Source organism: Sphingomonas sp. CD22 (genome assembly GCF_034556155.1).
Classification (GTDB): Bacteria; Pseudomonadota; Alphaproteobacteria; order Sphingomonadales; family Sphingomonadaceae; genus Sphingomonas.
In genome coordinates, this window is the sequence record NZ_JAYDYX010000006.1 from 105687 (window position 1) to 131094 (window position 25408).

A 25408-nucleotide genomic window follows, 5' to 3' on the forward strand; every position below is an offset into this window, starting at 1 on the left:
AAACAGCGTCGATGCTGGTTGGACAGCCGGGCTCATTCCCAATGCCGGCTGAGTCCCGTCCCGCACCGCCTTAGCCTGTGACCTTGCATAATCGGGAAGTGTCTTATGAAGCGTTCGAAATCCGTCCTGGCTGTCCTCATTCCAGCGCTTGCGAGCGCCGCGAGTGGGGGTGCGTGTGCGCAGGGCCAAGCCGACACGAGCGCTGGTATGCGTCCGGCTGAGAAGCGAGAAGCAGCGGACCAACAGGCTGCCACCCTTGCTGGCAAGATGACGCCTGCCGAAAAGCAGGCCTACGTGTTCGGCTACTTCCCGCCGCTCAGCAAAGACCGGCCTGCGGACATGATCCCTTCTGCCGGCTATGTACCGGGGGTTCCGCGGCTCGGTATTCCGCCACTCCGGGAGAGCGATGCATCGCTCGGGGTCGCCAATCAGATTGAGCAGCGCAAGGGCGATGTCGCTACCGCCCTGCCGGCCAGCCTGGCGATCGCAGCCAGTTTCGATCCCGATCTTGCCTATCGGGGAGGCGCGATGATTGGCGCCGAAGCTAGGGCAAAGACGTTCAACGTGCTGCTCGCGGGAGGTGTGAACCTGACCCGGGACCCTTGGGGCGGGCGGACGTTCGAGTATTTCGGCGAGGACCCGCTGCTTTCGGGTCTGATGGCTGGCGAGTCCATCCGGGGCGTCCAGTCCAACCGCATCGTGTCGACGGTCAAGCATTTCGCCCTCAATCCCCAGGAGACGCTGCGAACGACCGTGAATGCTCGCATTGGCGAGGCTGCCTTGCGCGAGAGTGATCTGCTCGCTTTCGAGATCGCGATCGAACGTGGTCGTCCCGGCTCCGTCATGTGCTCCTACAACAAGGTCAACGGAGACTGGGCGTGCGAAAACGATTTCCTGCTGAACCAAGTCCTGAAACGTGATTGGGGCTACAAGGGCTGGGTGATGAGCGATTGGGGCGCTGTTCATTCGACCGTGAAGGCAATCAACGCTGGTCTTGATCAACAATCGGGTCGCGAATTGGACAAGGCGCTTTTCTTCGGGAAGCCGCTCGCTGACGCGCTTGCTGCCGGCACGGTGTCTTCCACCCGCCTGACGGATATGAACAGTCGGATCCTGTGGGGCGTGGTCAGTACCGGCCTGATAAGCGATCCGGTGCCGCTCACGGCACAGACCATAGACTATGATGCTCACGCCCGTGTTGCCCAGGAGGTAGCCGAGAAGGGCAGCGTGCTCCTGAAGAACGAAGGGGACTTGCTGCCTCTGGCACGCACCGCCAAGTCGATCGTGGTCATCGGTTCACACGCGGATGTTGGCGTTCTGTCGGGCGGTGGATCGAGCCAGGTCCGCTCCGTTGGTGGCGCACCGGTCGAGATCCCGCTGAAGGAAGGCGCAGCTGCTTCCTTCGCCCGTGTGACCTGGCATGCATCGTCACCTCTGGCCGCCATCCGCAAGATGGTGCCGAACGCTAGTGTCAGCTTCGTTGATGGCGCAGATCCTGCTGCAGCAGCTTCTGCCGCTCGGAAGGCGGATATAGCGATCGTATTTGCCTCCCAATGGCGCACCGAAGCGCAGGACGTCGAGACGCTCTCTCTCCCTGACGGACAGGACGCGATGATCGATGCGGTGGCAGGGGCCAACCGGCGCACCGTTGTTGTGTTGGAAACGGGTGGTCCCGTGCTGATGCCCTGGCTTACTCGCGTGCCGACGGTTCTTCAGGCATGGTACCCGGGCCAACGCGGCGGAGAGGCGATCGCCAACATTTTGTTCGGCGTTACCAACCCTTCTGGCCGCCTGCCGATGACCTTCCCCGCCAGCGAGGCGCAAGCGCCTCGTCCGGTCGTTCCAGGCCTTGCAGCGATGAAGGAGGCCGACCGTGCTCAGAAGAAAGGCAGCACCTACGGCATGATCGAACGCTCGCTGATGGTGGATGTCGATTACCCTGAGGGTGCCGACGTCGGCTATCGCTCCTACCTGAAGCACAATGTCCAACCGCTGTTCCCATTTGGGTATGGCCTCTCCTACACCCGCTTCAGCTACGGCGATCTGCGTGTCACACCCGGTGCATCGCCAAAGGTCAGCTTCACCGTCACAAACATGGGGAAGGTTGCCGGGTCAGATTCACCACAAGCCTATGTCCGGGCTGGACAGCGCAACGGCGGGAGCACTCGCCTCGTCGGCTTCCAACGCGTGACCTTGGCGCCCGGTGAGAAACAGCAGGTCGAGATCACCATCGATCCACGCTTACTGGCGGACTTCGATACCAAAGCGAACGATTGGCATGTGGCAGGTGGTCGCTACCCGATCTCGATTGGCCGCTTCGCCGGTGATGCAGCACTCACGGCAGATTTGACGATAAAGGATGCGCGCATTCATCCCTGATACTGTGCCCCCGGCTCCAAGGTTGCCGATCGTCCTTTGACGATGGTGGGATCTGGGAGCCGGAAGCATATTCCTGATTGGCAGACGTCAATGTCAGCACGTGCGCAATGGAAGTGATCCTACGCTCCGATCCTTTGTAACGGATGGCAGCGATCGAGAGCTTTTATTCCTCGCAATCGGCCCCTTGTCCGACGTGAAACCACCAAATTCGAGCGGTAACCAAGCCAATGATTATGCACTCTCCTTCTTCCGCGAAGGTTGCCGATACGCCGTCGGGAGAAGGCTATGATGCTCCCGATCTCCGGGTCTTCGTCATAGCGCTGTTCTTCATCTTCGGTGGCATCACGAGCCTCAACGACATCATCATCCCGAAGCTGAAGGAGCTGTTCACGCTCGACCATACGACCTCCATGCTGGTCCAGTCGGCGTTCTTCCTTGCCTATGCCCTCTTTTCGCTGCCTGCAGCGGCGATCGTCCGCCGGGCAGGTTATATGCGAACGGCCTCGATCGGCCTCGTCACCATGATGATTGGATGCCTGCTCTTCATTCCTGCGGCGCGATCAGCGAGGTTCGAAATGTTCCTCGCTGCCTTGTTCGTACTCGGCGCTGGCATCACCATCGTGCAGGTCGTAGCCAATCCGCTCATATCGTTGCTCGGATCCTCAAAGACTGCGTCCAGCCGGCTTACGTTCGCGCAGGCGTTCAACTCACTCGGCACGACGATCTTCCCGCGTATCGGTGCCTCCCTCATTCTGGGCGGTCTTGCAGGTGTCAGCGCTGCATCTCTCAGCGGCGACGCTTTGTTGGCGTATCGTCAGCAGGCATCGCAGGTGGTCGTGCACACATATGTCGGTCTAGCTGTCGCGCTTGCCGTCATTGCTGCCGTGGTCTGGACCCGTCGTAATCGCCTCAACGAAGAGCAAGATCATTCAGGCAACATCTTCCACGCCTTCTCACTGCTGACGCGGCCACGGTTCGCGATGGGGACGGCGTGCATCTTCCTCTACGTGGGCGCGGAGGTGTCGATCGGTTCAGTCATCGTGCTCTACCTTATGCAATCCACCGTACTGGCCATCGATGCGCAGTCCGCTGGAAGCTATGTCGCCTACTATTGGGGCGGGGCCCTTCTTGGCCGGTTCATCGGCTCCTGGGTGCTGGCGCGAGTGGCACCGGGCAGGGTCCTTGCCTGGGTCGCCATCGGTGCGATCGCGCTAATCGCGATCTCGGCGAACACTGGCGGGCAGGTTGCAGCCTGGTCGCTGCTTGCAATCGGGCTGATGAACGCGGTGATGTTCCCGACGATATTCTCGATCGCCAGTGCGGGGCTCGGCGCACGAGCAGCGGAAGGGTCGGGTCTCATTGCAACTGCCATCGTCGGCGGAGCTGTAGTGCCTCCGTTGACGGGTCTTATCGCCGACAAGACGGGCTCGATGGAACTGTCCCTCGTACTCCCCGCGCTGTGTTATCTGATGATCATGGCATACGGCCTATATGCCGACCGATCGGCAGCGGCATAAACGAGAAGGTGAGACGTCGACCCAGCGGAGAGATGGATCATTCCTCCATCGGTATCGGATTGACGCTGCTACGCGTGGAGAGCTGAAATGATTGTGGCGATTGCGCTTCTCGCTTCTACCCCTGTCGTTACCGTTGACGGTCAGAGAGTGGCGGGGATCTCCAGCGCAACTCACCGACGGTTTCTCGGAATAGCTTATGCAGTCGCCCCCGTGGGCGAACGGAACGGTCGTCCACCGCAGCGATACCACCCCAGGCAGTCGAGGCGAGCCTTAGCGTTCGGCGCCAGTTGTTCTCAGACGCTGTCCCCAAACGGGTTTGGGCCCTGGACAAAAGAGTTTGTCGTGAGCGGTCCCGTCTCCGACGATTGCCTCTTCCTCAACGTCTGGGCTCCAAAACGCGCCAAGGGCGCGCCGATCCTCTTCTGGATCTACGGAGGCGGCTTTGTTTCCGGATCGGGCTCGGTTCCGATCTACGACGGCAGCACCTTTGCACACCAGGGCGTCATTGTTGTGACCGTGAATTACCGGTTGGGGGAGGCTGGCTTCTCGCAGTCAGAAAAGGCCCCGCCTAATTTGGGCGTCCTTGATCTGGTTGAAGCGCTTCAGTGGGTGCGGCGTAACGCAAAGGGATTCGGTGGAGATCCGCAGCGTGTCACGATTGCCGGCCAGTCAGCCGGTGCGATGTTGATCCACACCTTGCTGGCTATGCCTGCTGCAAAGGGGCTTTTCGATCGAGCGATAATGGAAAGCGGCCTGCCGCCTGAAGCCGGTGCGCCGGGGGCACGCCTCCAGCTTACTCCAGATCTTCCTAAATCCCCACCCTTGGCTTGGCATGATGGCACCGTCAGTGACGTCCCTATCCTCATTGGAATGACAAATGACGAGACCTCCGCCTTCCGTGGTGACCGCGATCCTCGCGCCGCCCCGGCAAATTGTGGTGCTGCTGGGCCTGCTCTACTAGCTGGCGGCCTAAGCTCGCGCGATGCCGCCAGCTGGTGTGGACGGCAGGCGCTTTTGGATTGGTGGAAGGATCGTAGCCCGCACCATCGCTCTCCGATCTACGCGTATCTATTCGCCCACATACCACCCGGCCCTGAGCAGGCGCATTGGGGTGCGTTCCATTCCAGCGAAATACCATATGTCTTCGGGAGCCTGGCTTCGACCTCGCTCAGACCATATGCTCCGGTCGACTACCGTATTTCAAAGCAGATGAGTGCGGCGTGGGTTCGCTTTATAAACGGACGAGCACCATGGCCGTCCCTAACCAAAAACAAAACTCAGCTTCAGGAATTTTGCCGCCGTTCTAAAATGGTAGATGTCATCTCACCGGTAGTCGGTCAGTTATTTAAGCGTTTACCTGTTAAAAATACCGCACTTTTTAAATGAAAAATATATACTCTAGTGCCGATCGCTAGGCAGAGGGGGTCAAAATTATACGTCCGTCTCATTGATCTTGGGTTGCGTCTCAACGATCGTGCGCCTGGCGTCGAGCTGTTTCACGCAATGTGAGCCGCCAACTGCCCTTTATTGCAGTTCCGGGCGATCACCATTGCAAGACGCTACACATAGCAGGGCAGTCGCCCAGAAGACCGGCAAAGGTACCCCGGGGCACCTGATTTCCCAAAAGCTGTTCCCGATTGCTCTTCCCAAATTGGCATATCGGAAACGGAGAAACAGAGAATATCGCTTTTAGCGAACGGTTGCTTTAAGGAGCCCAGATCGCCAGCCTAAATAAGCGGGTTTGAGCGAGTGCGGCCGCCCTGCCCTATTGCCGCAACGACCCACATCCGGTCACTCGCGGCCTCTTTTCGGCTCCTCACCTTCTGCCATTCATCCATGTTGGCAGCGGAGGAGGTGCTGAGCCTTAGCCTTTCCGGCTGCCCCGCCAGCTTTCCCAAAAAGGATCGAATTTCGGGAAAGCCGCTACTGGCTTCCCGTTACGTCAGCGATGACCGGTTACGATCAGGTCGGCCAAGACGACGGGCTGTTCGACATGCACGAAATGACCTGCGTCCGGTACGGTGACGATCTTGCCTCCGGCTTGCTGGACCGCGGCCAGCTCCCGGGGACTCGTGACATAGTCGCCGTCTCCCCGCACCAACAGCATCGGTTTCTTCCATTGTGTGATTGAAGACAGCATTGGTTTCCGGGTCGATGGTTCCGTGAGCAAAGCTTTGCCGGGAACTGCGCCTTGCGACCAGCGGGCTTCCGGCAAACCTGCCGTCGCAGCAAGCCGAGAGAAGATGTTGCGGTTTTTGGCGGCGCGAACGTAAAGATCCTGGCGACGCTCGCCTAACGCCGCCAATACTCGATCCATCGTCTCGATGAACCTGTCGTCGAAAGGGGTTGCCGGATCGGCCAGTCGTTCCGCTTGAACGGCCGCGGCGATATCGTGACCGTTGAGCGATTGCGAAGCTGCCGAGCAGAGCCAACGAAACGAACTGGCCAGATCGATCGAAGGGCATTCCAGTATCAGCCGTTCCACCCGCTGTGGATAGACCAGTCCGTAGCGAAGGGCGACCATACCGCCGAAGCTGTGCCCCAGGACCTGCCAACGGGAGATCGCCAACGCGGACCGGATCGCCTCGAAGTCGGCGATGAGGTCATCCACCGTCACCTTTGTGCTCTCAGGCAGGGGGAGGATCGCAGAACGCCGCGTTGATCCACGCTGATCAAGCGCACCCGCTTTTGAAGCGGGCCTTTCATATACTGTTCGAAGTCAAGCGCTCCGATGCCCGGCCCGCCATGGACATAGAGGAGGGCGGGTGCATCGCGTGGTCCGCTGTCGTCAATCCAAAGCTGCCTGCCGTTGATTGACAGGAGCCTGCCGGAATGACTGGCCTCGGCCAAAGCCGCCGGCGCGAGGGCGCTTACAGCCATGATGCCGGCCATTGTCTGGATCAGCTCTCGACGTTTCATATCCTGCGGTCCTTTGCTGCGACCGGAATACTAGGGGTCGCATCGTTTCTGACGCAACGTCGGCTGAACCGGCTACCGTCGTAGGAGCGCATTCCCGTATGAGAACTGATGGCGAGAAGAGGCTGGCGGTGATCGCCGACCATCTCGCCATCAGTTTCACGTACATCTCGGCATATATCCAAACAATTTAAACCAATATGGTTTCGTTTCGCTGTCTGGAACAGGATTCAGACACGAATTGTCTTCTTCACCATGAACTTTGCTGTTCAGAAATTATTTCTAAACGTAGTCTTGCTTACTGGCGCCATGCGACCCCTCCCCGATCTTTCATCCAGCACTGGCCTGGGCATGTCGCAAGGCGTTCTTCTGAAACTGCAGAATACCATCCTCGAGATGATTGCCAAAGGTGAGACGCTTGCATCCACGTGCCAACTCCTCTGTCTCGAGGTGGAGGCCCTGCTACCCGATGTGATCTGTTCGGTTCTGACCGTCGACGCCCTCGGCTTCCTGCACCCTCTTGCGGGACCAAGCCTGCCAGAAGAATACTCCTTGGCACTCGACGGTGTACCCATAGGTCCGATGTCGGGCTCGTGCGGCAGCGCCGCGCACTTTGGCACCGATGTGAGCGTCTCTAACATCGAGAACGATCCTCGGTGGGCAAAATACAAGCACCTTGCGCTACCGCATGGGCTCCGCGCCTGCTGGTCGAGCCCGATCCGCGACATGCACGGTACGACGATCGCGACCTTCGCTTTCTACTATCGAGATCGCAGGTCGCCGACAGACTTCGAACAGACCGTGGTCGCCAGCTGCGTCCACCTCTGCCTCATCGCCATAGATCGGCATCAGCGGGTGATCGAACGTGAACGGCGAGCCTTCACCGATGCCCTTACGGGCATGGCAAACCGTGCCGCCTTCAACGCTGCCCTGGCGGATCTCGATTGCCGAGCTGCCGATAGCTGGGCGCTGCTCGTCGTCGATCTCGACAATCTCAAGGTGGTGAATGACACCTTCGGTCACTTGGCCGGAGACACTCTGCTCCAGGTCGCCGCCAGTCGCATCACCTCAGCGGCCCACCCCGCCCGGGCATACCGCATCGGTGGCGACGAGTTTGCAATCATCATCGAGGCGCCACAGGCGCTTGTTTCGCTGGAGGAAACCGCGCAAGCCATTCTGAGCGAGCTTGCACTGCCTGTCGATTGCGGCGGCCAGATCGTGGTGCCGCGTGCCACGATCGGGGGAGCAGTACCCTCTGCAGGCGAGCCTTCGGGAGAGCGGGTACGGCAGAATGCCGATTTTGCGCTGTACCATGCCAAGGAGACCCGCCGCGGCGGCTTCGTGCGCTTCTGGCCGGGTCTGGGATCTAGCATGACGCGCCGCCTGACCGCGATTCGGGATGTCACGGCCGCGCTGCGTGAGAACCGGATTGACGCTTACTATCAACCGATATTTCGGCTCGATACCAGGGAAGTCGTCGGCCTCGAAGCCCTGTGCCGGATGCGCGTGGGCGACACTGTCGTTCCTGCTGCGTCCTTCCATGAAGCGACCACAGACGCTCATGTCGCGACGGCGCTGTCGGCTTACATGATAACGCTTGTCGCAGCAGACGTGCGCAGGTGGCTTGACCTGGGCATTCCATTTCAACACGTCGGGATCAACGTCTCGTCGGCGGACCTCAGCGGCGGGACGATTGAGCGCGTTTTGACCTCGGCGTTCGAACGCGAGGGCGTCTCCCTCGAACATGTTATCCTTGAGATTACCGAGACTGTGTACATGGGCGCCGGCGACCAGGCCATTCAGTCCGCGATCCGCAGTCTGCGAGCACGTGGCATTCGCGTTGCGCTCGATGATTTTGGCACTGGCTTTGCCTCCCTCACTCACCTGCTCACCGTGCCTGTCGACGTAATCAAGATCGATAAGACGTTCATCGACCACATGGGCCCCGATGGCGTGAGCACGACAATCGTCGAAGGGCTGATCCGGGTTGCCGAGAAAATGAATATCCGCATCGTCGCCGAGGGCGTGGAGACGGAGGATCAAGCCACTCAGCTCACCGCGGCAGGATGCGTGCTCGGACAGGGCTTTCTCGTGTCTGCAGCGGTGGATCGCCACCAGGCCACCGCTCTTCTGCTCGAACGATCGCAGCATGCCAGCAACCACCCTGCCCGGAAGCGATCCGGCGCGCCGGGCTGAGACTGGCGAAAATTGATGTCATGTATCGATCGGGCGCAAGCGGCTATTTGGCTGCTGGTGAGCGGTGGAAATGCTTTTTGGGCGGAGGCCCTTTCCATCTCAAATCCACGTCCCTTCGATGCGTGTTGAAATAGCCAAGCTGGCCACGCCGTCGGAACGTCATCATCGACCTGGCCTTGATAAGCGTGAAACTATCATTGCCTTGCTGACGCAAATCGAAGGTCTGCGCATCTGATCGAGTGGGCCTGCCATCGCCAGACGCGCGACAGGTTTCAGCTTGATCGTCGGATGGTCGCCACATCGCCGGGCCGCGCCCGACGTCACGACCCGCACCGGACGGTAAGACAGGACCGAACGGATGGGCTACCGGCTGAAGCGCGGTTGCCACCGCTGGATGCAACCCGTCGTTTACCCGTTTGCGATAAACCCATTTTGGGGCAGTGGGTAGGACACGGATGCTTGCGACTAAGAATAGCGGGAGGGGGCAACCCGCTGCTGCATCTACAGATTACGGCATCGGCGCGCGAACGCTTTCGTTTTTGCAAGAGCAACGCCTCGAGCCGACGCCAGCAAACTACTCGCTTGGCTATATCTATCTTACCGAACGCAAATCGCTGGCGGCTCGCGCGGTCGATTTAATCTTGATCGGTGGTGAACGCCTTGACCAGAAGAGGGCGGACCAGATCACTGCTGACCATGTTCGCGCCGGATCCGCAGATGGGCCTGATCAGCAAAGTGCGATCCGTCATCAGACCCTCCAGCTGTCTGAAATCGCGGCAGGCGCAACCGCGATCACCGGAAAGCTCAATCGCGACCTTAGCAGCGGCCTTACTGCGCTGGACGAAGGTGCTGACATCACTGCAATTGTCCGATCCATGGTTGAGCGATCGCGGGAATCCGAAGCTGCTCTCGCTTCAGCGTCACGACAGATCGAGGTGTTACGGCGGGAGGTCGAGACCGCGAAGGGTGACGCAGCACGGGATGCTTTGACCGGCCTTCATAACCGGCGCGGTGTCGAAGTGGAGGTCCGAGCTCTACCAGCGCGCGCAGACTCATCGTTGGTCATTTGCGACATAGACCATTTCAAATCAATCAATGATCGCTACGGCCACGTCGTTGGCGACCGCGTCCTGAAACTCGTCGCATCCTCGCTTGCAAAAAGCTGCCACCCGCATCTCGTCGCCCGCTGGGGCGGCGAGGAGTTCATCATCTTGCTGAACGGCCTGTCTCCGAAGGACGCTGCGGTGATTGTCGACAAGGCACGCCTCGATCTTAGTGAGCGTGACGTCCGCCTCCGAGCCACTGATAAGCCGATGGGGGCGATTACCTTCTCGGCTGGGGTTGCAGCGCTTAATGGTCGTCCGTTCGACGATGCCGTTAGCGAAGCCGATGCATTGTTGTACCAAGCGAAGGCTGCAGGGCGAAATCGTGTACTCGTTTGACCCATAAGCCGACATTCGCAGACCCTTTCTCCGTTCCCAACACCGGCCATTCGTTAATCTACCGCCACAACAGGGGAAGGGGTAATTGGGAGGGCCACTTGTTGCGATAAAACCCATCTTCGCGATGCTTCTTAGGTTCCGAAATAAATAGCAGGCTTCACCCGCGACCATGTCAACGTAGATTAGTGGCTCCGGCGGACCCTCGCCACAATTCGATGAGAGATCATAGCGATACAATTCGGTATTCCGCGGTATGCACATCTAAAACTAGCTGATTATCCACTGCTACCAGAGATTACCCTCCAAATACCTGGGCAAGACGTACGTCTAAACGCAACCCTAAAACGATAGCGGACGGGATGTCAGTTTTCCGGGTCGGTGCGAATATCGGATCTGGATTGATGACGTACTGAATGTTGGGAAGTATCCTGACGCCGGGCATGGCTGCAAATCCATAATTGATCTCGCCGATGATCTCGTTCGACTTCGGCGATCCCGTCCCGCCGACCTTCGTCCGTAGATCACGCAGATAATCGATCTGCTGATTGCTGAAATGCGTGTTGCTGACCAGGAAGCCAATCGTGTCCGCGTCGCGATGTTTGAACGTGCCGGTTTTGACAAAACCCGCGGAAGCGAACCAGTCGAGCTGAGCGACGTTGCCGACATTGTAAAACACCCGCCCGAACAGCGCGAGGTTGCGCGTACTCTTGCTTGCGGCGCGCTGGATCGTCTGGTCCGCCATCGCATACAGACCGACGCGGTTGCCACCTTGTGCGACCCGGGGAAGTCCGGACACCACGGACGAAGCGCCGTTGCGGTCGTAATACGGGCTCTGGCCGCCGTCGGTGTTGATATAGACGCCGGCCTTGTAACGGCGCGGCAGCCGTTCGTCCGCGAACGTCGTCTGATAGCCCACTTCGTTGGCGATGAGCACACCCGTGCCCTTGCCCAGCGAGAAGTCGAGGCCTCCCTTGCCCTTGAGATTCAGGTCGTTGTCATATTCGAACACGCCGGTCTGGACATACCACCGCTTGTCGATCGCGTACCGCACCTTGGCGGTCCACGACGAGTTGGGGAAGGCGGTGATGCCGATGTCGCTGATACCGCCATACGCCGTCAGGCAACTCGTGTTGCTCATGAACACGCAATTGAACGGTGAATTGTTGAAGTAGCTGTTCACCGCCCCGCGCCCGACGAGGATGTTGAGCTTGCCGAAATCATGCTCGATGTTGAGCTGGGTTAGCCGCGGGCCGGCGACCGGCCGCCAGGTCTGCTGGAAGCTGATCGAGTTGCCAATTGAATCGCGACCGAGGCTGTCGCCGCTGAACCATGCGCCCTGAATATGGATTTTGGTATCGGACAGCCCGATCAGCTTTTCGAGATCGATGTCCGCCGCTGTCGATACCCAGTGCGATTCCGCACTGCCCTGACGGATACCGCCGATCGGGTTGGCGGCCACGTTACCGACGAAGTCGAACACCAGATCGACCCCTTCGGCCTTTAGTGCACGGAGTTCCTTGCTGATCGGATTGTCGCGTTGGAAACGCGCGATGCCCGAGGGCACCGGCTGGTCCGCGGGGCCCTGCTTGGTATTGGGGTAGAAAACCGGGGGATATCGCCTGTCGGGAATGCCTCGCGCTACGCGGTCGTCCGTGTCCGTCGTCGGTACGGCCGCATCGGTGGGCGCGGTGACCGCCCGAGACGGTTGAGCCTGGGACGGGTCGGATTGAGCCGCGGCGGTCAGCGCGATGGCGATAGCGATAGACATGACGGTCTCCTGCCGAGCCGCATGTGAACGCGGCCGGCTGTTATCGTAGGACGGTGATTGTGGCGGCGATCACTGGGTGATCGCCGCGTGGCCTTCAGGCGGCTACCGGGTACTTCGCTCGCAGCCGCGCATTCCCGATCATCGCCGCGAGCGTGCGTTCGTCGAGCTTGCCCTCCCACTTGGCGATCACGATGGTGGCGAGCGCGTTGCCGACCAGGTTCACGAACGTCAGCCCCTCGGCGAGAATGCGGTGGATGCCGAGGATCAGCGCGATGCTGGCGACCGGGATCGTGCCCGTCGTGTTGAGCGTCGCTGCTAGGACCACGAACGCCGCACCGGCAACACCCGCCGCCCCCTTTGACGTCAGCAACAGTACCGCGATCAACCCGAGTTCGTGCCACAGCGTCAGATGCGTATTGGTCGCCTGCGCCAGAAACACCGCCACGGTAGTCAGGTACAGGCAGGTGCCGTCGAGGTTGAACGAATAGCCCGCCGGGATGACGAAGCCGACGACGCTCTCCTCGCAACCGACCTTGCGCATCTTCTGGATGAGACGCGGCAGGACCGTCTCGGTCGAGGTGGTTGCGGCGACGATCACGATCTCGTCCCACAAATAGCCGAGCAGCCGCCACAGGCTGACCCCGCACCAATGCGCGATCCCGCCCAGCACGATCGCGGTGAACAGGCCGCAGACCACGAAGAACTCGATGATCAGTTCGCCCAGCGACCAGAGCGACGCCGTGCCGAACTGGCCGACCGTGAAGGCGATCGCGCCGAACGCCCCGAGCGGCGCAAAGTACATGATGTAGCCGATGATCCGGAAGAACCCCTGCGAGGCGCTGTCGATCAGCGTGTAGACCGGCTTGCCGCGCTCGCCGATCGCCGCGATCGCGATGCCGAACAGCACCGAGACGAACAGCACCTGGAGAACATGGCCTTCGGTCAGCGCGCTGGCGAAGGTGTCGGGGATGATCCCCATAAAATAACCGGTGATCGACTGGTCGTGCGCGGTCGCGACATAGGTCTTGATCGAGGCGGTATCGATCGCCGTGACATCGATGTTCATCCCCGCGCCCGGTTGCCACAGATCGACCATCACCAGGCCGAAGATCAGCGCGAGGATCGTCACCGCCTCGAAATACAGGATCGATTTCAGCGCGACGCGGCCGACGCTCTTCATGTCGTTCATGCCGGCGATGCCGTGGACGACGGTGACGAAGATCACCGGCCCGATCATCATCCGGATGAGCTTGATGAAGGCGTCGCCGAACGGCTTCATCGCCACGCCCGTTGCTGGCGCGAAATGGCCAAGCAGAATGCCGAGAACCGTTCCCGCCAGCACCTGGAACCAGAGCTGGCCGAAAATGCCGAACCGGCTCGCCCGCTTGGTAGTCTCTCCTAGGTCCGTCATCGATTTTCTTTCGTTGTGACGTGTCGGCGGTCTCAGCCGAATAGAGTTCCGTCGAACAGCTTTCTCGCGGTGCGCAGCATGGCCGCACCGACGACGTTACCGTTCTCGTCCAGATCGATCACGCAGCCGGTCGCACCGCTGGGATGCTCGACGTCGAGCGATTTGGATTGCCCGTCCGGCACGACCGCGAGGCTATGCGCCGGCGACCCGTCGATTAGGCAGGCGGTCGCGACGCTGACCGCGCCCAGCACGCCGATCGAGGCGTGACAGCGATGCGGAATGAACGAACGCACGCTGATCGCACCGTCGTTGCGCGGCGCGGCGACCAGCATCAGCTTGGGCACCGATTGATCGGTGACGTCGCCAAGGTTCATCAAGGGCCCGGCCTTGAGCCGGATCGCCTCGATCCGCACCTTCAGCGTCTCGTCTGAATCGAGCGTCGCGCGGTCCTCGTAGCCGGTGATACCGACGTCGGCCGCGCGCAGCACGACGCAGGGCATGCCATTGTCGATCAGCGTCGCGTCGACGCCGTCGATGACATCGACGGCGTTACCCGTCGGCAGCAACGCCCCGCAGCTCGAGCCGGCGATATCGGCGAAGGCAAGTGGAACAGGTGCGGCCGTACCGGGAACCCCGTCGATCCGCGCATCGCCTTCGTAGGTTACGACGCCGTGCGGGGTATCAACCGTCGCGGTGGCGAGCTTGCCCGTGTTGACCATGAAGATCGAAACCTTCGTCTTCTCGTCCCTTGCCTCGACCAGGCCGCGTTCGATCGCGAACGGGCCTACCCCGGCCAGCATGTTCCCGCAATTCTGCGCGTCGCTGACGATCGCCTGGTCGACGAACACCTGGAGGAACAGATAATCGACATCGGCGCCGACTTCGGTCGAGCGCGACACGATCGCGACCTTCGACGTCAGCGGGTCGGCACCACCCATCCCGTCAATCTGGCGCGGATCGGGCGAACCGAACGCGCGCAGCAGGAACGCGTCGCGCAGGGCCGGATCGGCGGGCAGGTCGGCGGCAAGGAAGAACCCGCCCTTCGATGTGCCGCCACGCATCCACATCGCGGGGACGGCGTTCGGGTGCTCAGACATATTTCAGCCCCTTGGCGGCAAGCCGCTCGCGCATCGCATAGATGTCGAGCCCGAGTTCGCCGCTGGCCATCCGGTCGCGCTTTTCTGTCTCACGCGCCTCGCGCGCCTGCGCCTCCGCAAGCACCGCTGCCGCGTCCGCGCGGCGCACGACGCAGACGCCGTCGTCGTCGGCCACGATCACGTCGCCCGGCTCGATCCGCTCGCCCGCACATACCAGGGTCACGTTGACCGAACCCAGTGTCTCCTTGACGGTGCCCTGCGCGAAGATCGCCTTCGACCAGACCGGGAAACGCATTTCGGTGAGGTCGCGGACGTCGCGAACGCCCGCGTCGATGATGAGCCCGCGGCAACCCCGCGATATCGCCGACGTGGCGAGCAGATCGCCGAAATACCCGTCCTCGCAGGGCGATGTCGGCGCGACCACGAGGATGTCGCCATCCTTCACTTGTTCAATGGCGACGTGCATCATCCAGTTGTCGCCTGGCGGAACCGAAACGGTGACCGCAGACCCAGCAATCCGCGCGCCTGCATAGATCGGACGAAGACGGCTGCCGAGCAGGCCTATCCGGCCCTGTGCCTCGTGCACGGTGGCGACGCCGACCTTGGCGAGACCGTCGATGACCGACGGTTCAGCACGTTCGATATGAGTGACGACGCTGGGCATCTCTGATCCTCGATCCTTTTCTTCGTTACCCTCCCTAGGAACCGACGACGATCCAAAGGCAAAACGGATTTGCGCACAAGGCATAAGCTGTGCTGAGGTCCGAACCATGCCAAGCCTTCGCGACCTCAACCTGCGCCATCTCGATGCGGTCGCCACCGCGGCACGCCTGGGAAGCATCAGCGCGGCCTCGCAAGCGATGAACCTGTCGCAGCCTGCGCTCACGCAGGCCGTTGCCAAGGTCGAGACGGTGCTTGGGCACAGGCTGCTGGACCGGCAACCCGGAGGTGTGGTCGTGACCGAGGCCGGACGCCTAATGACCAGCCGGATCGAGCATGCCCTGGCGTATGTCGCGCAAGGCGGGCGGAGCGTACGCCGCGGGGCGCGCCTGCCGCCCCTGCCCAACGTCGAACGGCGGATCACGCTCGGCCAGTTGCTTGCCCTGATGGCGGTCGACCACGCAGGCAGCTTCGCGCTGGCCGCCAGGCATACCGGATTGTCCGAGCCCGCCGTTCACCGTGCGGCGCGCGACCTCGAACAGCTGTTAGAAGTCCCTCTCCTGGCCCGGCAGGGACGAACCGTCCAGCCAACCGCGGCGGCGATACGGTTGCTGAGATTTGCTCGACTGGCACACGCGGAACTGGAGTCAGGCTTCGACGAACTCGCGGCGCTGCATTCGGAAGGCGCAGGGCGGATAACGGTCGGCGTCATGCCCTTGGCGCGCGCGATCCTGCTCCCGCAGGCGCTCGCACGCTTTGCTCGCCTCTACCCGGTGGCCTCCGTCGATGTCGTCGAAGGACCCTATATCGAGGTGCTCTCGGCGCTGCGCGAAGGCGCCATCGACGTGGTCGTCGGGGCGATGCGCGATCCGCTGCCCGTGGCCGACGTCGTGCAGGAACCCTTGTTCGACGACGACCCCGTCATCGTGGGACGCCGGGGCCACCCCCTGCTGGGCGAACCGGGCTTCGTCTTCCAACGTCTATTGGATTTTCCGTGGGTTATCGCCGCAACGGGGGCTCCCGTACGGCGCCGGTGGGAACAGATGTTCAAGGAACAGGGGCTCGAACCGCCACGCCCCCGGATCGAGTGCGGGTCGGTGATGGTGGTGCGCGGGCTGATGCTCGAGGACGACTGGCTGACGCTCATGTCACGCGACCAGTTCCTGCTCGAGGACCGCGCCGGACTGCTAAGCGAGATTGCCGGAGCCGGCTCGTCGCTGCGCCGGCAGATCGGAATGACGACCCGCCAGGATTGGCGACCCACCCAACTTCAGCGTGAATTCCTGAGCATCTTCCGATCCACCTGCACCGAATGGACTTCAGGAAAAGTAATGGACGGACAGCCGTTTCGATACGCCTGACAGGCTTGGCGCGCTTAGATACCCCGCATCACGTCGCCGACAAGGCGAACGCCAACCCTCGCCTTCTGGGAACGCAGCCATGATTATCGACTGCCACGGCCACTACACAACCGCTCCCGCCAGCCACAATGCGTGGCGCGACGCGCAGGTCGCGGCGATCGGTACCGGCGGCGACATAGACCCGGCCTACCCCGCCATATCCGACGACGAGATCCGCGAGTCGATCGAGGCGAACCAACTGCGCCTGCTACGCGAACGCGGGGCGGACATGACGATCTTCTCACCGCGCGCCTCGGCGATGGCGCCGCATGTCGGGAGCGAGGCGGTCGCGCGCATCTGGGCCCGGCGCTCGAACGACCTGATCAAGCGGGTCATCGACCTGTACCCCGAAACCTTCGCCGGCGTATGCCAGTTGCCACAATCCCCCGGCATCTCGATCGCGCATTCGATCGACGAGCTCGAGCGTTGCGTGACGGACCTCGGTTTCATCGGCTGCAACCTCAACCCCGACCCGTCGGGCGGCAAGTTCGATTCCCCGCCGCTGACCGATCGCGCATGGTATCCGTTCTTCGAGAAGATGATCGAGCTCGACGTTCCTGCGATGATCCACGTCTCGGGCAGCTGCAACCCGGCGATGCATGCGACCGGCGCCTACTACCTCGCGGCCGATACGATCGCGTTCATGCAGTTTCTCGAAGGCGACCTCTTCCGGGATTTCCCGGACCTGCGCTTCATCATTCCCCATGGCGGCGGCGCGGTGCCCTATCACTGGGGACGCTATCGCGGCCTCGCCGACATGCTAAAGCGCCCGCCCCTTGCCGAGCACGTCATGAAGAACGTGTTCTTCGATACCTGCGTCTATCACCAGCCGGGCATCGACCTCCTGTTCAAGGTGATCGACGCCGACAACATCCTGTTCGGGTCCGAGATGGTCGGCGCGGTACGCGGCATCGATCCGGAGACCGGCCAGTATTTCGACGATACCAAGCGCTATGTCGACGCGCTGGACATCCCGGATGCCGACAAGCGCAAGGTGTTCGAGGGCAACGCCCGCCGCGTCTACCCACGCCTCGACGCGCAACTCGCCGCACGGGGGCTGTGATGCCCGAGTTCACGATGGATCCTGCCTGGATCTGCTACCACCCCGCTCCCAGCAAGCCCGCCTTCACCGTGCCCGCGGGCGCGGTCGATGCGCATTGCCACGTGTTCGGGCCGGGCGATGTGTTCCCCTACGCGCCGGAACGGAAATACACGCCGTGCGATGCCGGCAAGGACGAGCTGTTCGCGCTACGGGACCATCTCGGCTTTACCCGCAACGTCATCGTCCAGGCGACCTGTCACGGTGCGGACAACCGCGCGTTGGTCGATGCCCTGCGGACCGCCGGCGACCGCGCTCGCGGCGTCGCGACCGTACGCGATACGGTGAGCGATGCGGAACTGTCCGACCTTCACGCGGCTGGCGTGCGCGGCGTACGCTTCAACTTCGTCCGTCGCCTCGTCGATCCGAAGCCCGACGCGTATTACCGCGCGATCATCGACCGTATCGCTTCGCTCGGCTGGCACGTCGTGATCTACTTCGAAGCTGCGGATCTCGAAGAGCGCTGGGACTTCTTCACGTCGTTGCCGACGATCGTCGTCATTGATCACATGGGGCGCCCGGACGTGACGCAACCCGTCGATGGCCCCGAGTTCGGGCGATTCATCCGCCTGATGGACGAGCATGAGAATGTCTGGACCAAGGTGAGTTGCCCCGAACGCCTTTCGATGGTCGGTCCGCCTGATTATGACGACGTCGTGCCCTTCGCGCGGACGCTGGTCGAGCGCTTCCCCGATCGCGTCCTGTGGGGCACCGACTGGCCGCATCCCAACATGACCACGCACGCCCCTGACGATGGTGCGCTGGTGGACGTCATACCGCGTATCGCAACGACCCCCGCGCTCCAACACAAGCTGCTGATCGACAATCCAATGCGACTCTACTGGGCATAGCCTGATGGCAGGATTGGATCAGGCCTGATGATGCGGGTCGGCGTGGGACGTTTCTAGACCTCCGATACCCGTATCACCTGATCCTCCCGCGCCCATCCCACCACCGCCACCGCCACCGCCACCGCCACCGCCCGTTTTGGCGCCTTCGCCTCTTCCGCCAGCGTTTTTAGCCCCTCCTCCCGATGACGCTGGCCGTGTTGGGCCCTGCATCGGTATCTCTAGGTCTGTGGGTATGGGATCGAGGTCGAGGGCCTCGCGAACGAAATTGCGGAGCGATACCACGAGATCATGGGTGTGCACCGGATGCCCGGCTACCAGTTCCCGAACTGCCTTGTCGGCAAGTCTGACATGCTCTTCCGTACCAAGAAGAATGATGTCGGAAAGTGCGGCTTCCACCGCGTCACGTATTCTCCTCGTTCGGTCCGATTTCGAGGCTGTCTCCGCGGTAAGGTCAAGCTGTGCCATTGGCTCGGCGGGTGTAGGAGAAGCTAAGCCTCTGAGGTCCCGCTTGTGTGTCGGATCGACGGTGAGGTCGCCTGTGAATGATCCGCCCAACACCTTGTACGCCGCGATCAGGGTGCGCAGACGCTCATTAATCTGACGGTTCATCCGCTCACGGCGCTGCTGGAACGTCATCTGCGTTAGCAGACGAATGCCAACACCGAGTAGCGTGACCAAGATGATGCCGAACAACGTTGCGAGAAGGCTCTGCCAAGAGCTGAAGTCCAGATTGCGCAAACCGTTGACTCCTCCTGTGCCCATGGCGGCCGCTAAATGTACCAAAATCGGGGTAATCGAACTCTTAGGTCGTAACACCAAATTTATTCAGACTGCCTAACCGAGGACCCAGAACCGGACGTTTAGACCCTTCCCTCGCTTCTCAACTTCGGACGCTGGTTCATCCTTACGAAATGACCGATTTTGGATCCCGCCTATCCGCTCGCAAATTTCGTGATGAGGAAAGCGGACTGCCTGCCTTCGGGATGTGGAATGGCGACAGCCGACACTGCGCTGCGCTACCGCCTCCTCAAAAAATAGATAAAATGAAGCCGACGCACTTAGCAAAGAACGGTACAGCCAGCATTTACGTGTTACGACAGGAGGCACGCCACCCGCTTTGTCAGCTGCAATACCGAATTTGCCGCCTATCAAGCAAAACGGCTAAAGCTGTTCGCTCGTGGGAGATCATGGAATGTCGGGTAGCCTCGTGATGCTTATAGCCGCCGCAATGGCACCCGCGGTTACGGCCACCTTCTTCCATCCGGCCGCTCAGCGGGAAGGAATTGTGGCCGAGCAGATCATGCTACCCGAGACAATTTCGGCGATGACCTTCGCAGATAAACTTGTGGCTGCGGAGGGACTGACGTCGTGGAGCCCGCAGGACCCAACCAGCTCGCTACCAGGAGAGCCGTTGCAATGGCGAGCGCGCCACGCCTCAAATGGTCGTGAGGTCACCGTGTACTTTGCCCCGGATAAACAGTCGGTGTGCAGGGTGCGTCGGCCTCGCGGAGGCTTGTCCGATGGTCACTGGCAGGCGATCCGGTGGTGCGCCGCGTCGCTCGGCATCGTACTTCCCTTCAAACGGCAGCCACCTGTCCGTACGGACTAACCGCAGGTTCGATCGCGGCGCCACTCCGACCCCGTTGCACGTGGGTCGGCTAATCTTTGGCCCTCTGCAAGCGAAGACGGTATGTGACCTGGAGATAATCCAGACGATGCCGTGTTACGTCGTCGAGACAGGCTAGATAGGCCGGATTTCCCCCCGTACCCCCATCCCAGAGGCTCCTTTCCGCATTGCATGAAGCATCGCGGTACCGGACCCAGAGTCTTTGCGCATTTCGCAACTTTTGCTGATCGCCCGGATCAAGAACGCTCATGACCCGCCCGTATAGCTGATTGAGACTGCGATCCGCTTCTTTGCTCGATGCAGCGAAGCAGGCAGATATGGCGGCGGTCGTTCCCTGCTGCCAACAGGCTGCCTTGCTCGATGCGGTGCTAGCTGCGCCTGCCGCTCCTCCGCCGCAAAAGCTGCCAAACAGTGCAGCCAGGAAGAACAACGAAGTCCTGTGCATCTGCCTTGATCCCGGGATCGCTATTTGGTCATGCCACAAAAGCCTTGCCTCAGATAGCCCCCAACATGATCTGTGAGACGGGCGGCGATCGCTGGCTGGCGCCGTCTCACATTTGATTCCTGATCGGGAATTTAGGTTGAGACCGAAAAACAAGGCACGACCGCAATACAGGGTACCCGCAAGGATTCATGCTATCGTTGGTCTTCTATCCGATGCTTCCGTGATCAGGGCATCGAATGTTATGTCCAGAAGCTCGACGAGCATGCGCTTTTCATCCTCCTGATCAATGGCCTCGGTCGCAAGGCGGATTGCACCGATCGCGAGCATGGCGACCAAGCGCAACGCCGTCGCACGTGCGGGATCAGGCCATCGTTCACGTAAAGCGGTGAACAAGGTTCGTTCATGCTCGATGTAACTTGCCTGCTTACGCGCCTGTACCGCCGGGCTCGTTCGCATGAGCCGATCGATCGCGATCATGTCGTCAGCCGGTACATCGGCACAGACTGAGATCACTGCCGCGCGGATCGCATCAAGGGGGGTAGAGCCCGCGTCAGCCTGACGCACACGCTGTGCAATCATTTCCCCCATGCTGGACTGGAGCGATAGCAGTATGTCGTCCTTCGACTTGAAATAATGGAAGAACGTCCTGCGCGAGATGCCGGCCGTCACGGCGATCTCGTCCACTGTGGTCGCGTCGATACCTTTTTCGATGAACAGGCAGATGCCGGCATCGGTGATCCGGCGACGCGTCTCCTGCTTCTTGCGCTCGCGCGCTCCGGGCATGGAAGAGTGATCGTTGATCGACATTCTTGTTACTTCACGCTTGATTTCTGCACTGAGTGCAACATAATGTGTGCACTCAGTGCAGATATCAGGATCATCGACTATGGGAAAGTGGACAATAGGAGACATGCCCCGCCAGACCGGGCGTGTAGCAGTAGTGACCGGCACGGGCGGGCTTGGCTTCGAGGTGGCGCAGGCATTATCCCGGGCTGGTGCCGACGTGGTGATTGCAGGGCGAGATCCGCGCAAAGGTGCTGATGCCGTTGCGCAGATCCAGTCGGAGGTGCCGGTTGCGAAGGTTCGCTTCAGCGTTTTGGATCTCGCCTCGCTTACCTCGATCGCGCACTTCGCCGAGCGGCTGCGGGATGAGCAGCAACAGGTTGACCTCCTCGTCAACAACGCCGGCGTGATGGTACCGCCCGAGCGTCGCGAGACGGCGGACGGCTTCGAGCTCCAATTCGGAACCAATCATCTCGGGCATTTCGCGCTGACGGGACAGCTGTTGCCCCTGCTGCAGGCGTCGCCGGGGGCTCGGGTCGTGTCAGTGTCGAGTGTCGCGGCGCGGGCGGGATCGGTCGATTGGGACGACTGGAACGCGCGCGGCGGCTATGACGCGATGCCGGTTTATGCCCGTTCGAAGATCGCCTGCCTGATGTTTGCGTTCGAGTTCGAACGCCGCAGCGCAGCAGCCGGGTGGAACATTCGCAGCATTGCCGCCCACCCCGGCGTCGCGCGAACCGAGCTGCTCCACAATGGACCGGGGCGCGGGAGCATGCACAGCCGTGTCCGCTCGCTGCTGCCGTTCCTGTTCCAGCCCGCAGCGCAGGGCGCGTTGCCGCTACTTTTCGCTGCGACATCGCCGGATGCAGAGCCAGGCGGCTATTATGGTCCCGACCGCGTTGGCGAGACGCGTGGCCATCCCGCCAAGGCTAAAATTCCCCCGCAAGCGCTGGCCGGAGCAGCAGCCGAGCAGTTGTGGACATTGTCCCAGGACGCCACCGGAGTGCGCCTCTGAACAGTCCGGCAACAAGGAGGTATTGATGGCCAGATATCTGACCGTCGCCGCCTTCAGGTGGCTGGCGCTTACCGGCACGATGCATTTCGTGATCGATGTCGTGAGTCAGTATTGGCGTGGCAAACGCGCCCCGGGGCCGGAAACCACGCTCTATTACGGGCTCAACTCGGCGTTCGCGCTCAGCCAGGTGCTGTTCGGGCTGTTGTGCCTCTGGGCGATGCGGAAACAGCCCGACCTGCTGCGCGATCCTATGGTCATGGTGCTGTCTGTCGCCGGCGGAGCGGCATGGCTGACTCTGACCTTCCTCGCGATGGACTATTGGGAGCCTAAACTGAACGCGGGGATCTTCGCCGTGCTCTTGATTACCGCCATCGTGGTTGGGCGCAGTCAGCGATGATCGGTCCTGATTATATGGCAATTGTCGCTCGGCGATCGATCGCGAAGCCGCGCCAGCCAGGTGGCAGACTGACGGTCGCCCCCTTCATCGAACCGCATTCCAGCTTAAGCGGAGAACACCATGATTTCACCCTACACGATCAACATCCCTGACGAACGGCTCGCCACAATCAAAGCCAAGGTCGAGGCTTATGACTGGAGCCAGCTTCCGGATGCGGGGGGCTGGTCGGCGGGGGTCGGGGTTGATGACCTCAAGCGTCTCGCCGCATATTGGCGAGACAGCTATGATTGGCGTGCGGTCGAACGGCGCCTCAACGCACTCCCGAACTTCACAGCCGAAGTAGAAGGCGAGTACCTCCACTTCGTTCATGTGAAAGGCGACGGCTCCCAGCCGCCTGTTCTGCTTCTTCACGGCTGGCCGGGCTCGTATATAGAATTCGAGCGGCTGTTGCAGCCGCTAGCAGCGGATGGGCACGATGTCGTCGTCCCCTCGCTTCCTGGCTTCGCGTTCTCCAACCCGATCACGCACCCGATCGGCCCTCGACGGGCTGCTGCGCTCGTGCATGGGCTGATGATGCAGCTTTTCGGCGACGCGCGGTATTTCGTTCAAGGGGGCGATTGGGGCCACAGTATCGCGACTTGGGCAGCGCATGATCGACCAAACGCTTTACTCGGCATCCATATCAACATGATGACCATACGTGCGGAGGACGCCAATCCGACGACCGACGAGGAAAAGTCCTTCGCCGCCAGGCGGGCCGCGGTTGCCGAGCGGGAGAGCGCCTACTTTCACGAGCAGGAAACTCGCCCGCAGACGCTCGGCTTCGCATTGGCCGACAGCCCGGTCGGAGCGGCGGGCTGGATACTCGAAAAGTTCGGCAAGTGGGCCGATCTTCCGACAACCGCCGACGGCGACCCCGTCATCTGGAGCAAGTTTTCCGAGGAGGAACTCCTCACTAACATCATGCTCTATATCGCGCCGGCATCGTTCGTGACGGCAACCTGGATCTATTACGGCAGCCGGCTTGAGCAGTCGCGGATGCTTCCGGCCGGCACCTTCATCCAGGTGCCCACCGGCTTTGCGGCCTTTCCCGACCCGGTGTTCTTCCCGCCGCCGCGCTCGTTCGCGGAGAAGACCTTCAACATCGTGCATTGGACTGACATGCCGCGGGGTGGGCATTTCGCCGCGCTGGAAGAACCGGAACTGCTGCTGGCCGACCTACGCGCCTTTATCGCGACTGTGTCGGGCTCGCGCTCCTGAAGGTGGAAATCGCTGTTTTTCGAAGCGTGGTGGGTGGCGCTGGAGGCGCAGGGCTTCATGCCCGACGCCGTCACGAGCAAATCGGCGCGGCCAACTCCCACCGAAGCCTTCCTGTTCTGGACTACACGGTCGAAACCACGATGCTGAGAGACTTGTGCGAGAGTTTCCCGATTGGGAATTTTTGACAGAAGAGTAGCTCCCTAACCCCTCTAATGAAGGCAGTAGGATGCCAATTTCTCGAAACCCGTTCTCAATGACTACTTCTCTAGGATAACTTTGAAGAGAGAGAGTCAGTGAGAAAGCCGCGCGTTCCGCACGCGGGTTTCGGGAACGCGATTTTGACTCAGAAGTGGTCATTCGCAGCGCATTTTCGGATTCCCAATTTCGGCCTCGTTAATGTTGATCTCTTTTCTTCAGTAGAGGCGCGGGCGTGCCAACAGTTTTCCCGAAGGATGGTTGGTCAAGAAAAATAAGCCCGCTGGCGGCGCTATTCGACAACGGCTGACGTTCATGAGCACCACAACGCGCCGTTCCTGAGTATCGGCTTCGGGCAGCCGGACGCCGGTAGCGGCAGCTTCTGCCCCGGTCGCCACAATGACAGTCCGTGCAGAATCTGTGGCATTTCGGAATCGATTACCGGCAGTGCGTTGCCGTCGCCGTAGCGCGTTGCACTGCGGTAGCGCAGGACGGTATGGTATGGCGCTGTCTCGCCGCCAGATCGCGCGACCGTAACCCAGTAGCTGAATGGTGCATCGACGGTCGGCTCGACGGTGATGAAAGCGCCGCGCAGCGGCCCTGCCTCGATGAAGCGTACCTCCTGATTGTTGTTGGTGCCCGTGCTCTGGGCGAACACTTGGACGAAGCGATCAGTATCGCGGCGATAAGCAAGTGCCTGCGTGCCAACAAGTTGCCCACCATTACCGGCATGAATGCTGGCCAGCACGACGATCAGCACCGGCTCCCGATCACCTGCCTGACGATACGCGACGCGCGCCGTGTTAAGGTAATGCGGCTGGTCGAAATCGCTCCTCAGTCTATTAGGGTCGAGGCGGGCGCTTAGGGTGGGATCGCAAATCGGAGAATCCCTATGCCGAAGGCACGGCCTAATTACGCCGGGTTCGGCATCTACCGTCCTTGATTCACCG

The 25408-nt window shown here is 61.1% G+C and carries 21 protein-coding genes; 11 read left to right on the forward strand and 10 right to left on the reverse strand.

Annotation, left to right across the window (positions count from 1 at the left end; genetic code table 11):
- Positions 1-105: 105 nt before the first annotated feature.
- The 3 genes from SFC76_RS12970 to SFC76_RS12980 all read left to right on the forward strand — a co-directional run bounded on the left by SFC76_RS12970 (position 106) and on the right by SFC76_RS12980 (position 5282).
- Positions 106-2379 (forward strand): beta-glucosidase, encoded by a 2274-nt coding sequence (locus tag SFC76_RS12970; protein WP_416222422.1) that lies wholly within the window; start codon positions 106-108, stop codon positions 2377-2379.
- Between the two features lie 227 nt (positions 2380-2606).
- Entirely contained in the window at positions 2607-3896 is a 1290-nt protein-coding gene (locus SFC76_RS12975) for a sugar MFS transporter (protein ID WP_322849854.1), read from the forward strand.
- 87 nt (positions 3897-3983) lie between these two features.
- Positions 3984-5282, forward strand: coding sequence for a carboxylesterase family protein (locus tag SFC76_RS12980; RefSeq protein ID WP_322849855.1), 1299 nt, complete (start codon positions 3984-3986; stop codon positions 5280-5282).
- A 556-nt stretch (positions 5283-5838) separates the two neighbouring features.
- On the opposite strand, the gene SFC76_RS12985 is transcribed toward SFC76_RS12980, so the two are convergent.
- Together SFC76_RS12985 and SFC76_RS12990 are read right to left on the reverse strand one after the other, a co-directional pair.
- On the reverse strand, positions 5839-6540 hold the full coding sequence (locus SFC76_RS12985) for an alpha/beta hydrolase (protein ID WP_322850044.1): 702 nt from the start codon (positions 6538-6540) through the stop codon (positions 5839-5841).
- Complete coding sequence (locus SFC76_RS12990; protein ID WP_322849856.1) at positions 6510-6815, reverse strand: hypothetical protein; 306 nt, start codon at positions 6813-6815, stop codon at positions 6510-6512. Before SFC76_RS12990 ends, SFC76_RS12985 begins: the two co-directional genes overlap by 31 nt.
- A 252-nt stretch (positions 6816-7067) precedes the next feature.
- Between SFC76_RS12990 and SFC76_RS12995 the strand changes: the two genes are divergently transcribed.
- Both SFC76_RS12995 and SFC76_RS13000 read left to right on the forward strand, forming a co-directional pair.
- Positions 7068-9008 (forward strand): GGDEF domain-containing protein, encoded by a 1941-nt coding sequence (locus SFC76_RS12995; RefSeq protein ID WP_322849857.1) that lies wholly within the window; start codon positions 7068-7070, stop codon positions 9006-9008.
- Positions 9009-9463: 455 nt separating this feature from the next.
- Complete coding sequence (locus tag SFC76_RS13000) at positions 9464-10450, forward strand: GGDEF domain-containing protein (RefSeq protein ID WP_322849858.1); 987 nt, start codon at positions 9464-9466, stop codon at positions 10448-10450.
- A 295-nt stretch (positions 10451-10745) separates the two neighbouring features.
- Here the strand turns inward: SFC76_RS13000 and SFC76_RS13005 are convergent, their stop codons facing one another.
- The 4 genes from SFC76_RS13005 to SFC76_RS13020 form a co-directional block, all read right to left on the reverse strand.
- Positions 10746-12218: a carbohydrate porin gene (locus tag SFC76_RS13005; RefSeq protein WP_322849859.1), complete on the reverse strand. Its 1473-nt coding sequence runs from the start codon at positions 12216-12218 to the stop codon at positions 10746-10748.
- A 94-nt stretch (positions 12219-12312) separates the two neighbouring features.
- The gene (gene dctA, locus SFC76_RS13010; protein ID WP_322849860.1) at positions 12313-13629 is read right to left on the reverse strand and encodes a C4-dicarboxylate transporter DctA; all 1317 of its coding nucleotides are present in this window, start codon (positions 13627-13629) and stop codon (positions 12313-12315) included.
- Between the two features lie 32 nt (positions 13630-13661).
- Complete coding sequence (locus tag SFC76_RS13015; protein ID WP_322849861.1) at positions 13662-14726, reverse strand: 4-oxalomesaconate tautomerase; 1065 nt, start codon at positions 14724-14726, stop codon at positions 13662-13664.
- Complete coding sequence (locus tag SFC76_RS13020; protein WP_322849862.1) at positions 14719-15390, reverse strand: 4-carboxy-4-hydroxy-2-oxoadipate aldolase/oxaloacetate decarboxylase; 672 nt, start codon at positions 15388-15390, stop codon at positions 14719-14721. Before SFC76_RS13020 ends, SFC76_RS13015 begins: the two co-directional genes overlap by 8 nt.
- Before the next feature lie 106 nt (positions 15391-15496).
- Between SFC76_RS13020 and SFC76_RS13025 the strand changes: the two genes are divergently transcribed.
- From SFC76_RS13025 to SFC76_RS13035, 3 genes are all read left to right on the forward strand, one after another.
- Positions 15497-16747, forward strand: a complete 1251-nt coding sequence (locus tag SFC76_RS13025; protein WP_322849863.1) for a LysR family transcriptional regulator — start codon at positions 15497-15499, stop codon at positions 16745-16747.
- A gap of 79 nt (positions 16748-16826) precedes the next feature.
- On the forward strand, positions 16827-17849 hold the full coding sequence (locus SFC76_RS13030; protein WP_322849864.1) for an amidohydrolase family protein: 1023 nt from the start codon (positions 16827-16829) through the stop codon (positions 17847-17849).
- Positions 17849-18736: an amidohydrolase family protein gene (locus tag SFC76_RS13035; RefSeq protein WP_322849865.1), complete on the forward strand. Its 888-nt coding sequence runs from the start codon at positions 17849-17851 to the stop codon at positions 18734-18736. The genes SFC76_RS13030 and SFC76_RS13035 overlap by 1 nt, the downstream gene beginning before the upstream one ends.
- Before the next feature lie 18 nt (positions 18737-18754).
- Here SFC76_RS13035 and SFC76_RS13040 read toward each other — a convergent pair whose 3' ends face one another.
- The 3 genes from SFC76_RS13040 to SFC76_RS13045 all read right to left on the reverse strand — a co-directional run bounded on the left by SFC76_RS13040 (position 18755) and on the right by SFC76_RS13045 (position 21615).
- The gene (locus SFC76_RS13040) at positions 18755-19474 is read right to left on the reverse strand and encodes a hypothetical protein (RefSeq protein WP_322849866.1); all 720 of its coding nucleotides are present in this window, start codon (positions 19472-19474) and stop codon (positions 18755-18757) included.
- A 920-nt stretch (positions 19475-20394) separates the two neighbouring features.
- Positions 20395-20808, reverse strand: a complete 414-nt coding sequence (locus tag SFC76_RS19595) for a lysozyme inhibitor LprI family protein (RefSeq protein ID WP_416222423.1) — start codon at positions 20806-20808, stop codon at positions 20395-20397.
- A gap of 186 nt (positions 20809-20994) precedes the next feature.
- Positions 20995-21615: a TetR/AcrR family transcriptional regulator gene (locus SFC76_RS13045; RefSeq protein ID WP_322849867.1), complete on the reverse strand. Its 621-nt coding sequence runs from the start codon at positions 21613-21615 to the stop codon at positions 20995-20997.
- Between the two features lie 79 nt (positions 21616-21694).
- Here SFC76_RS13045 and SFC76_RS13050 point away from each other — a divergent pair, with 79 nt between their 5' ends.
- The 3 genes from SFC76_RS13050 to SFC76_RS13060 all read left to right on the forward strand — a co-directional run bounded on the left by SFC76_RS13050 (position 21695) and on the right by SFC76_RS13060 (position 24263).
- Positions 21695-22606, forward strand: a complete 912-nt coding sequence (locus tag SFC76_RS13050) for an SDR family oxidoreductase (RefSeq protein ID WP_322849868.1) — start codon at positions 21695-21697, stop codon at positions 22604-22606.
- Between the two features lie 25 nt (positions 22607-22631).
- Positions 22632-23003: a hypothetical protein gene (locus SFC76_RS13055; protein WP_322849869.1), complete on the forward strand. Its 372-nt coding sequence runs from the start codon at positions 22632-22634 to the stop codon at positions 23001-23003.
- A gap of 120 nt (positions 23004-23123) precedes the next feature.
- Positions 23124-24263 carry an epoxide hydrolase gene (locus SFC76_RS13060; RefSeq protein WP_322849870.1) on the forward strand — a complete coding sequence of 380 codons (1140 nt, stop codon included), beginning with the start codon at positions 23124-23126 and terminating at the stop codon, positions 24261-24263.
- Between the two features lie 508 nt (positions 24264-24771).
- Here the strand turns inward: SFC76_RS13060 and SFC76_RS13065 are convergent.
- Positions 24772-25218, reverse strand: a complete 447-nt coding sequence (locus SFC76_RS13065; RefSeq protein WP_322849871.1) for a hypothetical protein — start codon at positions 25216-25218, stop codon at positions 24772-24774.
- Between the last annotated feature and the right edge of the window lie 190 nt (positions 25219-25408).

Coding starts and splice junctions, on each gene's coding strand:
- SFC76_RS12970 (WP_416222422.1), top strand. CDS start 106: ATGAAGCGTTCGAAATCCGTCCTGGCTGTCCTCATTCCAGCGCTTGCG.
- SFC76_RS12975 (WP_322849854.1), top strand. CDS start 2,607: ATGATTATGCACTCTCCTTCTTCCGCGAAGGTTGCCGATACGCCGTCG.
- SFC76_RS12980 (WP_322849855.1), top strand. CDS start 3,984: ATGATTGTGGCGATTGCGCTTCTCGCTTCTACCCCTGTCGTTACCGTT.
- SFC76_RS12990 (WP_322849856.1), bottom strand. CDS start 6,815: ATGAAACGTCGAGAGCTGATCCAGACAATGGCCGGCATCATGGCTGTA.
- SFC76_RS12995 (WP_322849857.1), top strand. CDS start 7,068: ATGAACTTTGCTGTTCAGAAATTATTTCTAAACGTAGTCTTGCTTACT.
- SFC76_RS13000 (WP_322849858.1), top strand. CDS start 9,464: ATGCTTGCGACTAAGAATAGCGGGAGGGGGCAACCCGCTGCTGCATCT.
- SFC76_RS13005 (WP_322849859.1), bottom strand. CDS start 12,218: ATGTCTATCGCTATCGCCATCGCGCTGACCGCCGCGGCTCAATCCGAC.
- dctA (WP_322849860.1), bottom strand. CDS start 13,629: ATGACGGACCTAGGAGAGACTACCAAGCGGGCGAGCCGGTTCGGCATT.
- SFC76_RS13015 (WP_322849861.1), bottom strand. CDS start 14,726: ATGTCTGAGCACCCGAACGCCGTCCCCGCGATGTGGATGCGTGGCGGC.
- SFC76_RS13020 (WP_322849862.1), bottom strand. CDS start 15,390: ATGCCCAGCGTCGTCACTCATATCGAACGTGCTGAACCGTCGGTCATC.
- SFC76_RS13025 (WP_322849863.1), top strand. CDS start 15,497: ATGCCAAGCCTTCGCGACCTCAACCTGCGCCATCTCGATGCGGTCGCC.
- SFC76_RS13030 (WP_322849864.1), top strand. CDS start 16,827: ATGATTATCGACTGCCACGGCCACTACACAACCGCTCCCGCCAGCCAC.
- SFC76_RS13035 (WP_322849865.1), top strand. CDS start 17,849: ATGCCCGAGTTCACGATGGATCCTGCCTGGATCTGCTACCACCCCGCT.
- SFC76_RS19595 (WP_416222423.1), bottom strand. CDS start 20,808: ATGCACAGGACTTCGTTGTTCTTCCTGGCTGCACTGTTTGGCAGCTTT.
- SFC76_RS13045 (WP_322849867.1), bottom strand. CDS start 21,615: ATGTCGATCAACGATCACTCTTCCATGCCCGGAGCGCGCGAGCGCAAG.
- SFC76_RS13050 (WP_322849868.1), top strand. CDS start 21,695: ATGGGAAAGTGGACAATAGGAGACATGCCCCGCCAGACCGGGCGTGTA.
- SFC76_RS13055 (WP_322849869.1), top strand. CDS start 22,632: ATGGCCAGATATCTGACCGTCGCCGCCTTCAGGTGGCTGGCGCTTACC.
- SFC76_RS13060 (WP_322849870.1), top strand. CDS start 23,124: ATGATTTCACCCTACACGATCAACATCCCTGACGAACGGCTCGCCACA.